Source organism: Mesorhizobium australicum WSM2073, assembly GCF_000230995.2.
Taxonomy (GTDB): domain Bacteria; phylum Pseudomonadota; class Alphaproteobacteria; order Rhizobiales; family Rhizobiaceae; genus Mesorhizobium; species Mesorhizobium australicum.
Window position 1 is genome coordinate 5,756,720 of record NC_019973.1, and the last position, 13,309, is coordinate 5,770,028.

A 13,309-nucleotide genomic window follows, 5' to 3' on the forward strand; every position below is an offset into this window, starting at 1 on the left:
GAACACGGGCGGGGTGTCTGGTGGCCGCTGCAGCTCGGCTTTGATGCCGGCCTGCTAGCGCCTTCCTTTTCCCGCCCCAACCATCGGGGTATGGAATGAATGTCTCTCAGCAAGTTCCCATAGCAACGCTTGGCGTGCCGCGTATCGGTCGCCGGCGAGAACTGAAATTCGCGCTCGAAAGCTACTGGTCCAGAAAATCTTCTGCTGCCAACCTTCTGGCGACGGCGAAGGCGCTCCGTGCCGCCAGTTGGAGCAGCGAGACCGCGGCGTGTCGAAAATCCCGTCGAACGATTTCTCACTCTATGACCACGTGCTCGACACGGCAGCAATGGTCGGCGCCGTGCCAGCTCGTTACGGCTGGACAGGCGGCGAGGTGCCGCTCGACATCTACTTCGCGATGGCGCGCGGGACGCAAGGCGATACTGCGGGTTGCGGACACGCCAGTCACGGGCATGCCGTTAAGGGGCAATGCTAACCGCGATGGAAATGACCAAATGGTTTGAAACAAACTATCACTACCTCGTGCCGGAGCTGGCGACGATCATACATTCGCCCTTTCGTCGACGAAACCCGTCGATCACTTCTGGAGGCAAAAGAGCTCGGCATCCATACACGCCCGGTCATCCTTGGACCCGTGACCTTCCTGAAGCTGGCGAAGTCTCCCGACCAGGGTTTCAATCCCATGGCGCTCCTGCCGCGGCTGCTGCCCGTCTACGAGCAACTCCCGCAGAAGCTGGAACTCGCTGGGGCCAACTGGGTGCAGATTGATGAGCCGGCGCTTGTGCTCGATCTTAACCCGAACGAACGAGCTGCCTTCCAAGTCACCTGCCAGCAGCGGTCAACAGACACTTCACCGAGGGGCACGTTTTCGGATGCCGCCTGTGCGTCCGCACTATGAGATATCGCGGTGAGATCGACCATCGAGAGCATCGTGTCGATTGATTGCCTGGCATGTTGCTGACATCGACAACATAGCCACGGCCCCGAGCCGCAAGCTGCGACCCTTTACTCATCCCATGAGTTGAAACTTCGCTGCATCTGGCGTGGCGCTTGCTCCGCTTCCGCTGAGGTTCGCTGGAACTGGATCTTCACGCGCCCCTCGCGGTGGAGTGTTGCTTCGACACCAAGGCAGCCTCGACATACCCATCGGTCCAGAAATCTCAGCTGTGCTCTCCGAACCCCACCTTTCCGTTGTGCGGCTACCAGAGGAGAGGCGCAAGTGGGATCAAAACCAAGGTGTAAGGAGCATCTGATGTCGAACATGATGAAAGCGCTGGTGAAGGCCAAGGCCGAACCAGGCATCTGGATGGAAGAGGTGCCGGTGCCGGAAATCGGCCCTAACGACGTGCTGATCAAGATCAAGAAGACGGCGATCTGCGGCACCGACGTGCACATCTACAATTGGGACCAGTGGGCGCAGAAGACGGTGCCGGTGCCGATGGTGACGGGCCATGAATTCGTCGGCACCGTTGCCGATTTCGGCGCAGCGGTCACCGAATACAAGGTCGGCCAGCGCGTGTCGGGCGAGGGCCACATCGTCTGCGGTCATTGCCGCAACTGTCGCGCCGGGCGAGGGCATCTGTGCCGCAACACGCTCGGCGTCGGCGTCAACCGTCCGGGCGCCTTCGGTGAGTATCTGGCTATCCCGCAGCACAATGTCGTGCCGATCCCCGATGATGTGCCGGACGAGATCGCCGCCATCTTCGATCCGTTGGGCAATGCCGTGCACACGGCACTCTCCTTCGATCTGGTCGGCGAGGACGTGCTGGTCACCGGCGCCGGGCCGATCGGCATCATGGGCGCGCTCGTCGCCCAATGCGTCGGCGCGCGAAAAGTGGTGATCACCGACATCAACCCGGTGCGGCTGGCGCTGGCAAAAAAACTCGGCGTGCAGCACGTCGTCGACGCGTCCAAGGAAAAGCTGCGCGACGTCATGCCGGTGCTCGGTATGACCGAAGGTTTCGATGTCGGCCTTGAAATGTCGGGTGCCGCGCCCGCCTTCCGCGATATGATCGACACCATGAACAATGGCGGCAAGATCGCCATTTTGGGCATTGCACCGACCGGTTTCGAGATCGACTGGAACAAGGTGATCTTCAAGATGCTGCATCTCAAGGGCATCTATGGCCGTGAGATGTTCGAGACCTGGTACAAGATGATCGCGCTGGTGCAGGGGCCGCTGGATGTTTCCGGGCTTATCACGCACCGCATCGGCATCGACGATTTCCAAGCCGGCTTCGATGCGATGAGGAGCGGTAGTTCGGGCAAGGTGGTGATGGACTGGTGAGGCGATTGGCCGGCCTAATGCTGACGGACAGCGCCCTGGCCTGCCGAAGATCTCCAAGGGCGGGAGCATGCAAAACCATGGCTTCATGCCATCAACGAGCGACGCTCAATCGCGCCGCGACGTATCACGGCCCAATCGGACGGCCGCGCCTGTGGCAATTCGCCAGATGGGTCAAGGAACGCTCACTGGCTCCGACGCGATCGCTTGTTTCGCGATGCCTAGGATCGAGGTCGAGGTGTAGTGGGCGTCTCAGTTGGCAAGAGGGGATATGTGATCTCCGGTCGCTTTCCGGTCACCGAATGAAGGTAGGCAACGATCCGATCGATTTCGATTTGCGCTAGCTCTTGGCCAAACTGGGTAGTGCCCATGATGGCGACCGCCTCGCTCAGGTCCCAGACCTTGCCCGAATGAAAGTATAGCGCGGTGATTGCTACGTTGCGCAGCGATGGCACGCGGAAAACATAGGATCCTCTGGCACATTGGTGACGGCAAATCGTCCCTTGTCGTTCTCCGGCAGGATGTCGGCGCCGGGCTTCTCTACGAGGCCGAATGGATATAGCCTTCCCCGCCAATATTGACACCGGAATGGCAGGAGGAGCAGCCCTTTTCCATAAAAGGGCCAGACCGTGTTTCGCTGGGATCAATGGCGGTGTCATCGCCATTGAGGTAGGCCTCGAATGGGTCCGGCGCGACCAGTGTCGCCTCGTAGGATGGCAAGGGCTTGAAGATGGCAGTGCCGTGTCCCTGAGGTCTGGCGGAGGGACTGCTCAGCAAAGCTGTGGCCGCCACAAGCGCAACAGCCACCGCGGGCAATAGAATTTTCATAGATTTCCTTACGAATCTCCACATGCGGCATGCGAACGCCCTGCGCGAGATCCGTTGATCAAGGGAATGGCGCCTGTCGACCAAGATGATCGAGCGGCGGAAACAGTGATTGATGTATCGCCCGACGGCCCCCGATATCAACAGTGGCGGGCGCGCAATCGCTATTTGTTCGCTGAGGGCTTGGTCGGTTCTGTTGCCTGTCGCCCCCACGCTGGCGCAACGCCGACCTGCTTCGTACGCGCAAGGTCTTCCAGGTGCACGGCTCATGGTGCTTACAATTTTTCTGCGTCGTCCTCTCGCAACTCAAACCGACAAGATCGCGACTGAACGGCGGATACCGGGCGCTTATGAACGGCGATTTCCGAGGAGATCAGCGTCGCGACAGCTTGTAACTGGCGCTATAGACCTCGATGTTGGACGAGCACCGAACAATCCTGTCGCGAGATTTGTTGCGTTCATCGGAAATCATCACTAGAAGGCCACGCTCCGTAGACCAATCCACTGGAGAGTTTCATGCCAGAAGAAGACTTCGAAAACGCCAACAACCTCATCGACCTTACCGCGGATGTTGTCTCAGCCTATGTTTCCAACAATCCCGTCCCGGTGGGGGAGCTGCCTGCCCTGATCGGCCAATTGCACGAAGCTTTGAAACGCACGGCGGCCGGTCGCGTCTCCGCACAAGAGCCGACGGCGTTTACGCCGGCCGTCCCGATCAGAAAATCGGTGACGCCGGACTACATTATCTCCCTTGAGGACGGCAAGAAATTCAAATCGCTAAAGCGCCATCTGTCGACCCATTACGGGCTGACACCCGATGAATATCGCGCCAAATGGGGTCTGCCGGCGGACTATCCCATGGTCGCGCCGAACTATGCGGCTGCGCGCTCTGCCCTGGCCAAGACGATGGGACTCGGCCGCAAACCGAAAGAGCCTGAAGTCTCGGCGCCCGAGAAGCGGTCTAGAAAGAAGGTACCAGCGTGACTTCCTCAATCCAGACCCGTTGAGGGGCTGGCAGCTCGGGCATGATGCGAGCGAAAACATAGAAAGGCGGGATCAAATCCCGCCTTTTCCTTGCAGGGCGTGATTACATGCGCGAAGCGGAATGGAATTGACATAGCGCAGGGACACAGGAGACCGCGGCGGTAAAAGGACCAACTTTTCAGCTTGGGACGGAAACTGTTGCAGACCTCTATCCTGAAAGAATATCGCGAGGCTCTCCTGCCTTGGTACACCATCTATCCGACTGTGCCGGAGTTCACCGCCACCGTCAGGCCCGAAAGCTATCAGGAATGGCTAAGAGGTCTGCCGGCTGACGATCCGGTGTCTCTCTATCTCCACATTCCGTTCTGCCGATCGATTTGCTGGTATTGCGGCTTCCCGACCACGATTGCCCGCAATCAGGGTCCGATCCTCGATTATCTGGCCGTTCTGCGTGACGAGATCCGTTTGGTCTGGGAGCAAGTGCAGCAGGGGCTCGTCGTGAACGACGTGCATTTCGGCGGTGGAACCCCGACCCTGATCGGAGCAGCGGAGTTCTTGGCCATGATCCAACTCCTGCGCCGCCGCTTCGCGTTCAGGGAGTCCGCGACAATCGCCGTCGAAATTGACCCGCGCACCTTCACGGCCGAGATTGCCGAAGCAATGGGAGCAGCCAATGTGAGCCGCGCGAGTCTCGGAGTGCAGAGCTTTGATCCGATTGTTCAAAAAGCGATAAACCGCGTCCAGAGCGAGGCGCAGACGGCCGCTGCCGTCGAAGAGCTGCGCCGGCATGGGGTAAGCGGCATCAACGTCGATCTCATTTTCGGTCTTCCGAATCAGACGGTAGAGTCCTGCGTCCAGACTGCGGCGGCAACTGTCGCCATGCGCCCCAACCGGCTTGCGGTGTTCGGCTACGCGCACATTCCATCGGTGATAAAGAATCAGCGCCTGATCGAGACGACTGCGCTGCCGGACAGCGTCGCCCGCGCCGAACAGGCTGCGGCCGTGGCCGAGACGCTGGTCGCCGCCGGCTACCAAGAGATCGGCCTCGACCATTTCGCCTTGCCGGACGACGAACTTACGCTGGCGCAGACCAGTGGTCGGCTACGGCGTAACTCGCTGGGTTACTCGGCCGACACCTGCAAAACCCTGATCGGTTTCGGCGCGTCGGCTATCGGGCGGGTCGGCGAGGGTTACGTCCAGAACGAGGTAACACGTGAGTCCTACAGTCGGCACATAGCAGCTGGCCGTTTGGCGACGTCAAAAGGCTACCGGCTCACAGACGATGACCGCGTGCGAGCCGTGATCATAGAGCGGCTGATGTGCGATTTGCAGGCCGATGTGCCGGCAATTTGTGCGGCCTGTGGATTCGATCCAACTCGCCTTCTCGATTCGGCTGCCGAACGCTTGGCGAAGCTGGCTGAGGATGGGATAGTGGACATTGAAAACGGTTTCATCCGGGTGCGGCAGGAGCATCGTTTCGTAGTTCGCGCTGTTGCTGCCGCATTCGATGCTTTTCTCGACCGGGTTGTCCCACAGCACAGCCAATCAGCGTGAGGTGCCAAAGCGACAAGCTCGTGCCGAACGGCAAGCTCCTAAAACCGCCGCAGGCCCCGGTCACGGCGCCCCCTGCGCGGATTGAAGTGTTTGACGGTCCCGAATGGACGAGCGTGTCGCCGATAACGCGACACAGTCATCGATGGTGACTTGTTTTGCGAGATGCCCGGCCGATCGACGTCTTGTGCTTATGAATACTACTTTCGCAGGCAAGAGCGAAAACGACAAGATCGTCGGCGCGATGATCTCGTGGACGCGCGGCACGGTCGTGTCTTCTCATCAGTGATGAGGATCAACAGTTTTGGAGTTATGGGCAGAAACTACCCTAGCCTTAGCTAATGGCAACGTGGGCAGGACCCGAGAATTCTAAAGCCATCAATATCCGCCAACGCAGCCAGCGCCGGGTGCGTCAAAACATGGCCAGCGACATCGATGACATATTGATGGGTGTCCAGCCGCTCGCATGTCGGACGCTCATAACTGAGATTTTGCTCTGAAACGCGGAGGTGAAGTGTCGTCCGGTCAAATCCTGTCGGCTCAGTGGCCCTGCCCCCGAGCACCCACCACCGCTTAACGTTATGCAGCCCTTCTTCAATTCCTGTTCGCAATATCTGCAGATTGTACAGCTTGGCACCAAGCGCAGGACCAAATGCCGCTATCGAGGGCGAGGCTTAGCGACTAAAGATGTCGCTCCCTTACGGCTCTCTCGCTCGACATTGGGCATGTTCTCGTCGAGCCACCCGGCCACCTCCTGCAAGGCTACGGCGTGGCCAAGCACCTTAGTGATCATCGAGAAACTCGCATCCTTGCTGGCCATCAGGCTATAGCTCAAGACCTTCGGGTACTCGGCGATGACCCTGGGAGACCTCAAGCGCAGGACTTGGTCGAGGTAGAGAGTGGTTCCGACCAGAGAGGTCGTAGCTGGAACGCATGCAACGTCGACGCAGCCATTCTCATATGCTTCGAACAATCCGTCGTTGAACGGAACGAGTTCAACTTGGTCGCCAAAGAGGTCCAGCGAGGCTTGATGGGTCCAGGTCCCCTCAGGGCCAATGTACCCTACCCGCTTGATCGTGGAGATGTCGACCGCTGGAGGTGGCTGAATTGCTGGTTCATTTCCTCGGCACGCTCGATCGATAATGCGTCAGAGCACGGGGCTCGTGAACGAAAATATAGCATTGATCCGCGTGAAGCGAGCGGACCCACAAGAAGCTCGCAGCTTGATCTCATTTGTCCAGATTCGTTCTGATGCGCGCGGTCGCCGTCGGCATCTGCTACGTGAGAATCTACAGCAGAAAAAATAAGAGGCCGGGACCCGCCCCTCTTCACTTGCAAACATCTTGTTTCAGTAGAACTTAGCAGCTTCCTGCAAACCGCAGCCCGGTCAGCGGGAGATCCGTGTTCTTGCCCGCTCCTATGGCGCGGTCAGTGGCACTTCTGCCCGGCTCTTGCCGGGCAGAGGCAGAAAAAGATCAGCCAGCTTTGCTGAGACTGCCTGCGGAGGACTTGCCGGTACGGCGGTCCTGTTCGACCTCGTAGTTGATCTTCTGGCCCTCATTAAGGGTCGAAAGGCCCGCTCGTTCGACAGCGGAAATGTGAACGAAAACGTCCTGACCTCCGTTGTCAGGCTGGATAAAACCGAATCCCTTGGTGCTGTTGAACCACTTCACCGTTCCAGTCGCCATAGTCGTATTCCTTTGTAACCATTCAATGTAGGCAGGCCATAGGCCAGGTCCGCTTCATATCTGAGATTTTAGGGGCAGCAAAAGCGAAAACAGCAAAAGCCCCGGTCAAATCGCAAATCGGCTCGCAAGCTCCATCATGACCGCCCCTCGCGGAAGCGTCTCCCGCGCTGGCGTTCCGAGTGGCAAATACATGTCCTGCAACGCTCCGGTAAATTCCAGACCGCGTCTATCGCTGTTTGGAGTCGTGTTAGGGGACCAGCGATCGGCCGATGTGAGCAGGCGTACGCGGACGACCAGCAACTACAGGCGCGCGCTAACGCCATGATATTCGACATCTCCGAAGGGTAGCTCACCTAGCCACCTTTTTAAGCGGTGAGGGCTTCCCATTCGGGCGGTGTAAGATGTCCGACAATGTCGGATACGTAACATAGCTGAGTCCGACAATCACATCGCCGAAACGGGGTTTTCTCATTTGGCACGGTTCGTGCGCGGTCATCGCGAACACGTCACGGGCCGAGGAGAGTCATCCAATGATCCCAAAAAAATACCGCCTCACGTTTCCCAGATTAGCTCAAAGATGACGCTCGTGTCAGGCCTCGAAACATGTTGATGGCTCATCTGGCTCGGGGCTACCCACCGCCCCACTATCTCCCACTAAAGGGACGAGCACGCAGCACCCTCAACATAAGGGACAACTCACTTTGCCTCAAAACTTGCCCATCGGCCGGTCACGACAAGAGACGCCGTCAGCAAACCTTCAGTCTGGCTCTTTTTGCGACCGCGCTGGCCTTCGTGAGCACCGCTCCGGTTCTGGCGGCTACCGATGACATCAAGGCGACGGCCAATCACGTCGCCGGCGAGTTTGACCGCGCGGTGGCCGAGATCGGTGGCTCGCACGACGCCTTCACCTCCTATGACTATAGTGCCTACTACCCTGGCGCGCGCCGGTCAGATCAGCCAGCCAAGAGGTAACCAAGATGGACGTGCAAGAAACCAAGACAGCATGCCGGGACGCCTTCGCCGAACTGGCGTCGCCAGCGTGCATCCACGACCCGTATCCGTTTATGCGATGGTTGCGCGAGCACGATCCGGTGCATCGCGCGGCCTCGGGCCTCTTTCTGTTGAGCCGCCACGCCGACATTTACTGGGCGCTCACGGCCACGGGCGATGCCTTTCGGGGACCGGCGCCTGGCGAACTGGCGCGCTATTTCCCGCGTGCGGCGACCAGCCTGTCGCTCAATCTAATGGCGTCCACGATAGCGATGAAGGACCCACCGACGCATACGCGTCTGCGCCGGCTGATCTCTCGCGATTTCACCATGCGCCAGATCGACAACCTGCGGCCGAGCATCGCGCGCATCGTCGCAGCGCGCCTGGACGGCATGGCGCCCGCGCTGGAGCGCGGGGAGGCGGTGGATCTGCATCGGGAATTCGCGCTGGCCTTGCCCATGCTGGTCTTCGCCGAACTGTTCGGCCTGCCCCAGGACGACATGTTCGGGCTCGCCGCCGGCATCGGCGCCATTGTGGAAGGCCTGAGCCCGCACGCCAGCGATCCCCAGCTCGCCGCGGCGGACGCAGGCAGCGCCAGGGTGCAGGCCTACTTCGGCGACCTCATACAGCGCAAGCGCACCGATCCCCGCCATGACATCGTGTCGATGCTGGTCGGCGCACACGACGACGATGCCGACACGCTATCGGATGCGGAGTTGATCAGCATGCTGTGGGGCATGCTGCTGGGCGGCTTCACCACCACTGCTGCGGCCATCGACCACGCGGTCCTGGCGATGCTGGCTTATCCCGAACAGCGGCACTGGCTGCAGGGAGACGCCGTGGAGGTGAAGGCATTCGTCGAAGAAGTCCTGCGCCGCGACGCGCCCGTCCTGTTCAGCGCCACTCCGCGTATCGCCCAGCGCGACATCGAACTGGGCGGCGTGGTGATCCCGAAGAACGCGGACGTTCGCGTTCTGATCGCGGCCGGCAATCGCGACCCGGACGGCTTCGCCGATCCCGACCGCTTCGATCCCGCGCGGTTCTACGGCACCAATCCTGGCATGTCGACCGACGGGAAGATCATGCTGAGCTTCGGCCACGGCATCCACTTCTGCCCCGGTGCACAACTGGCCCGGATGCAGTTGGCCGAGAGCCTGCCGCGGATCCAGGCGCGCTTCCCCACGCTGGCATTGGCCGAGCAGCCGACCCGGGAGCCCTCCGCGTTCCTTAGGACGTTCCTTGCGCTGCCGGTGCGGCTGAATGCGCAGGCGGGGGGCTGAGATGCGCGTCGTGGTCGACCAGGATCTGTGCGGAACCACCGGGCAGTGCGTGCTTACGCTGCCGGGCACCTTTCGCCAGCGCGAACCGGACGGCGTGGCTGAAGTGTGCGCGGCGACGGTGCCGCAGGCGTTGCTCGCCGCCGTGCGGCTCGCGGCCAGCCAGTGCCCGGTCGCCGCCATTCGGGTGATAAGCGACGCTGGCGATGACGAGCGCGCCAGCGCCGACGCTGCGCCTTCTCCGGCGGAACCCGAGCGGCATGCCGCGAAAGACCAACGCAATCCAGAAGGACACGATGGGACGGTTTGAAGGCAAGGTGGCCGTGGTGACCGGCGCCAGCGCCGGCATCGGCAAGGCATGCGCCCTCGCCATCGCGCCGAGGGCGGCAGAGTGGTGGTGGCCGACATTGATGGCTCGGCGACCATCGCCTGCACCGCGCAGATCACGGCCGAAGCGGGCCACGCGCTGGCCCTGGCCATGGACATCGCCGATGCGCAGGCGGTGGCAGCGCTGTTCCAGACGGCGGAGCGGCACTTCGGTGAGGTCGACTGCGGTGAACAACGCGAGCTATGCATCTGACCCCGCACGAGCGCGCGATGCTCGACCTGGACCTGGCGGTCTGGGATCAGACCATGGCGACCAATCTGCGCGGCATGCTGCTCTGCTGCGGCACGCCATCCGACGGCTGATTGCCCGCGGCGGTGGCGCGATCGTCAACATGTCGTCGTGCCAGGGCTCAGCGGTGACCCCGCCCAGACGTCCTACCCCGCATCGAAGGCGGCGATGAACACCCTGACGGCCTCGCTCGCCACCCAGTACGGTGATGAGCAGATCCGCTGCAACGCGGTTGCGCCGGGTCTGATCATGACCGAGCGTCTCCTCGCCAAGCTGGACGAGTGCATGCAACGGCATCTGCGCCGGCACCAGCTGCCGCGCGTCGGCCGCCCCGAGGACGTGGCCGCGCTGGTAGCGTTCCTGCTCTCCGACGATGCTGCGTTCATCACCGGCCAGGTCGTGTGCATCGACGGCGGCATGCTGGCGCATGTGCGGACGTACGCGAACGGTGGCAACAGCCGCGCCGCGCGGCCTGCCGGCGACACCGCCGAAGCGGCCGCGGCGCCGCGCTGCTGATGGAGCTGATGGACATGCTGCTCAACCCGCTGAACCGTCGCCACCGGCTGCGGCACGACATCCCGGTCGTGCCCGGCGCTTTCCCCTTGGTCGGGCATCTTCCCGCCATCATCTGCGACCTGCCGCGCCTGCTGCGGCGCGCGGAACGGACGCTGGGCAGCTACTTCTGGCTGGATTTCGGCCCTGCCGGACACCTGATGACCTGCATGGATCCGGACGCGTTCGCACTGCTTCGGCACAAGGACGTGTCCTCGGCGCTGATCGAAGGGATCGCGCCCGAATTGCTTGGTGGAACGATGGTCGCCCAGGACGGCGGCGCGCACCGGCAGGCGCGCGATGCGATCAAGCCGGCGTTCCTGCCCAAGGGGCTGACCCAGGCCGGCATCGGCGACCTGTTCGAGCCCGTCATCCGGGCGCGTGTGCAGGCGTGGCGCGACCGCGGCGACGTAGCCATCCTGCGTGAAACCGGCGACCTGATGCTAAAGCTCATCTTCAGCCTCATGGGAATCCCCGCGCAGGACCTGGCGGGATGGCATCGCAAGTACCGGCAACTGGTGCAGTTGATCGTCGCGCCCCCGATCGACCTGCCCGGACTGCCCTTGCGGCGCGGCCGCGCCGCCCGCGACTGGATCGACGCGCAGTTGCACCAGTTCGTCCGCGACGCGCGCGCGCATGCCGCGCGCACCGGGTTGATCAAGGACATGGTGAGCGCCTTCGATCGCAGCGACGATGCGCTCTCCGATGACGTCCTGGTCGCCAATATCCGCTTGCTGCTGCTTGGCGGTCACGAGACCACCGCCTCGACGATGGCCTGGATGGTGATCGAGCTGGCGCGGCAGCCTGTGCTGTGGGACACCCTGGTCGAAGAGGCGCAACGCGTGGGCGCGGTGCCGACCCGGCACGCGGATCTAGCGCAGTGTCCGGTCGCCGAGGCGCTGTTCCGCGAGACGCTGCGCCTGCATCCGGCGGTCACGCTCCTGCCGCGTCAAGCGCTGCAGGAATTGCAACTCGGCCAATGGCGCATTCCCGCGGGTACCCATCTGTGCATCCCGCTGCTGCATTTCTCGACCTCGGCGCTGCTGCACGAGGCGCCTGATCAGTTCCGCCTGGCGCGATGGCTGCAACGCACGGAGCCGATCCGGCCGGTGGACATGCTGCAGTTCGGTACCGGCCCACACGTCTGCATCGGCTACCACGTGGTATGGCTGGAACTAGTGCAGTTCTGCATCGCCTTGGCGCTGACCATGCACAAGGCCGGGGTGCGGCCGCGGTTGCTGAGCGACGTCGAAAAAGGCCGGCGCTATTACCCGACCGCAAATCCGTCCATGAAAATCCGCATCGGATTCTCATGAGCTGGCATCGCATGCCCCGTGTGGCGAGGCAGCGGCGAGCGACGCGCAGCATTGCTGCACTCGGCGCGCGCGCTCGGTGCGACGCCGGCAACAGCGCGGCGGTCGCCGCTCGCCGTGGCCGTCTCCTGTCAGGTACAAGGACATGAACAACATGCAGGCCGGTTCCAAGCCACATGACGACCGAACTGGCGTTTCCGCGATCGGGGGATTAGGCGCGCAGGCGCGCGGCGCATCCGGCAGGCTGCTGCCGGAGATCTGGATGCAGGACGGCGCAAAGGGGGTCGAACAGGCGCTGGCGCGTCTTCTGTGCGCCGAAGACGATGGCGAGACCGAGCTGATGGCGGCGATGCGCTACGCCACCTTGCATGGCGGGAAGCGCACCCGCGCCTTGCTCTGTCTGGCTGCCGGCGCACTGGCCGATACGCCGGCGCACGTGCTCGAGGACGTCGGCGCCGCCATCGAGATGATCCACGCCTGTACCCTGGTCCACGACGACCTGCCCGCGATGGACAACGACGTGCTTCGCCGCGGCCTTCCGACTGTGCACGTCAAGTTCGGCGAAGCCACTGCGATCCTGGTCGGTGATGCGCTGCAGGCGCACGCCTTCCTCACCCTGGCGAGCCTGGATGCGCCGGGCGACAACCGTATCGCGCTCGTGCGCGAATTGGCGCAGGCGGTGTCCGCCGAGGGTGCCGCAGGCGGGCAGGCCAAGGATCTGTCGCTGGTCGGAAAGCATGTCGAGCTGGACAGGATCGTGGCGATGCACCGGATGAAGAGCGGAGCGCTGGTGCGCGCGTCCGTTCGCATGGGCGCGCTATGCGCCATCACGGAGGATGCCGCGCACGCCGCGCTGTACAGTGCGCTCGATCGCTACAGCGCCTGTTTCGGCCTGGCGCTGCAGGTGGTTGACGACATTCTCGACGCGACAGCGGATGCCGCGGCGCTGGGCAAGACCCCCGGCAAGGACGCGGCGGCGCAGAAGCCGACCTGCGCGTCGATCATGGGGCTGCAAGCAGCGCGCCAGTTTGCGCTGGATCTGTTGCGCGACGCCGGGGAGGCCATCGCCCCGCTGGGGCCGCGTGCGGAACCGTTGGCGCAGATGCTGCAGCGGGCCACCGCGTATCTGTTAAAGCACGCGCCATGCGCATGAGGCGTCCCGTCCGCATGGAGTCGCCCCTGTGCCGCTGCGATCGGCCGGCGGTAGCGGTGGATGCTGCACTCTGTCC

At 62.4% G+C, this 13,309-nt stretch carries 11 protein-coding genes and 2 pseudogenes; 9 read left to right on the forward strand and 4 right to left on the reverse strand.

Annotation, left to right across the window (positions count from 1 at the left end):
- Nucleotides 1–95 precede the first annotated feature (95 nt).
- Nucleotides 96–820: pseudogene (locus MESAU_RS30600) on the forward strand (uroporphyrinogen decarboxylase/cobalamine-independent methonine synthase family protein); the annotation flags it as partial.
- A gap of 432 nt (nt 821–1,252) precedes the next feature.
- Nucleotides 1,253–2,287, forward strand: a complete 1,035-nt coding sequence (tdh, locus tag MESAU_RS27740) for an L-threonine 3-dehydrogenase (RefSeq protein ID WP_013533376.1) — start codon at nt 1,253–1,255, stop codon at nt 2,285–2,287.
- A gap of 537 nt (nt 2,288–2,824) precedes the next feature.
- Here the strand turns inward: tdh and MESAU_RS32330 are convergent.
- On the reverse strand, nt 2,825–3,112 hold the full coding sequence (locus MESAU_RS32330; RefSeq protein WP_049802410.1) for a hypothetical protein: 288 nt from the start codon (nt 3,110–3,112) through the stop codon (nt 2,825–2,827).
- 513 nt (nt 3,113–3,625) lie between these two features.
- Here MESAU_RS32330 and MESAU_RS27750 point away from each other — a divergent pair.
- The gene (locus MESAU_RS27750; protein WP_013533377.1) at nt 3,626–4,093 is read left to right on the forward strand and encodes a Ros/MucR family transcriptional regulator; all 468 of its coding nucleotides are present in this window, start codon (nt 3,626–3,628) and stop codon (nt 4,091–4,093) included.
- Between the two features lie 198 nt (nt 4,094–4,291).
- A complete protein-coding gene (gene hemN, locus MESAU_RS27755) occupies nt 4,292–5,647 on the forward strand; it encodes an oxygen-independent coproporphyrinogen III oxidase (protein ID WP_013533378.1) in 1,356 nt (451 codons plus the stop codon).
- Between the two features lie 655 nt (nt 5,648–6,302).
- Here the strand turns inward: hemN and MESAU_RS32435 are convergent.
- The 3 genes from MESAU_RS32435 to MESAU_RS31690 form a co-directional block, all read right to left on the reverse strand.
- A complete protein-coding gene (locus MESAU_RS32435; protein WP_081285659.1) occupies nt 6,303–6,788 on the reverse strand; it encodes a prephenate dehydratase domain-containing protein in 486 nt (161 codons plus the stop codon).
- Between the two features lie 331 nt (nt 6,789–7,119).
- A complete protein-coding gene (locus MESAU_RS27765; RefSeq protein ID WP_008874821.1) occupies nt 7,120–7,332 on the reverse strand; it encodes a cold-shock protein in 213 nt (70 codons plus the stop codon).
- Between the two features lie 696 nt (nt 7,333–8,028).
- Nucleotides 8,029–8,229: a hypothetical protein gene (locus MESAU_RS31690; protein WP_174361973.1), complete on the reverse strand. Its 201-nt coding sequence runs from the start codon at nt 8,227–8,229 to the stop codon at nt 8,029–8,031.
- Nucleotides 8,230–8,309: 80 nt separating this feature from the next.
- On the opposite strand from MESAU_RS31690, the gene MESAU_RS27775 reads away from it, so the two are divergent.
- The 5 genes and pseudogenes from MESAU_RS27775 (at nt 8,310) to MESAU_RS27795 (ending at nt 13,233) form a co-directional block, all read left to right on the forward strand.
- Nucleotides 8,310–9,602 carry a cytochrome P450 gene (locus tag MESAU_RS27775; RefSeq protein WP_013533380.1) on the forward strand — a complete coding sequence of 431 codons (1,293 nt, stop codon included), beginning with the start codon at nt 8,310–8,312 and terminating at the stop codon, nt 9,600–9,602.
- A 1-nt stretch (nt 9,603) separates the two neighbouring features.
- Entirely contained in the window at nt 9,604–9,909 is a 306-nt protein-coding gene (locus MESAU_RS27780; RefSeq protein ID WP_013897112.1) for a ferredoxin, read from the forward strand.
- A pseudogene (locus MESAU_RS27785) lies at nt 9,896–10,731 on the forward strand (SDR family oxidoreductase). Before MESAU_RS27780 ends, MESAU_RS27785 begins: the two are co-directional and overlap by 14 nt.
- A gap of 8 nt (nt 10,732–10,739) precedes the next feature.
- Nucleotides 10,740–12,083, forward strand: coding sequence for a cytochrome P450 (locus tag MESAU_RS27790; protein WP_041163922.1), 1,344 nt, complete (start codon nt 10,740–10,742; stop codon nt 12,081–12,083).
- A gap of 151 nt (nt 12,084–12,234) precedes the next feature.
- Nucleotides 12,235–13,233, forward strand: coding sequence for a polyprenyl synthetase family protein (locus MESAU_RS27795; protein ID WP_013533382.1), 999 nt, complete (start codon nt 12,235–12,237; stop codon nt 13,231–13,233).
- Nucleotides 13,234–13,309: the final 76 nt, after the last annotated feature.

What these genes read in the sequence shown, in the direction of transcription:
- tdh (WP_013533376.1), top strand. Translation starts at nt 1,253, where the DNA reads ATGTCGAACATGATGAAAGCGCTGGTGAAGGCCAAGGCCGAACCAGGC.
- MESAU_RS32330 (WP_049802410.1), bottom strand. Translation starts at nt 3,112, where the DNA reads ATGAAAATTCTATTGCCCGCGGTGGCTGTTGCGCTTGTGGCGGCCACA.
- MESAU_RS27750 (WP_013533377.1), top strand. Translation starts at nt 3,626, where the DNA reads ATGCCAGAAGAAGACTTCGAAAACGCCAACAACCTCATCGACCTTACC.
- MESAU_RS27765 (WP_008874821.1), bottom strand. Translation starts at nt 7,332, where the DNA reads ATGGCGACTGGAACGGTGAAGTGGTTCAACAGCACCAAGGGATTCGGT.
- MESAU_RS27775 (WP_013533380.1), top strand. Translation starts at nt 8,310, where the DNA reads ATGGACGTGCAAGAAACCAAGACAGCATGCCGGGACGCCTTCGCCGAA.
- MESAU_RS27780 (WP_013897112.1), top strand. Translation starts at nt 9,604, where the DNA reads ATGCGCGTCGTGGTCGACCAGGATCTGTGCGGAACCACCGGGCAGTGC.
- MESAU_RS27790 (WP_041163922.1), top strand. Translation starts at nt 10,740, where the DNA reads ATGGACATGCTGCTCAACCCGCTGAACCGTCGCCACCGGCTGCGGCAC.
- MESAU_RS27795 (WP_013533382.1), top strand. Translation starts at nt 12,235, where the DNA reads ATGCAGGCCGGTTCCAAGCCACATGACGACCGAACTGGCGTTTCCGCG.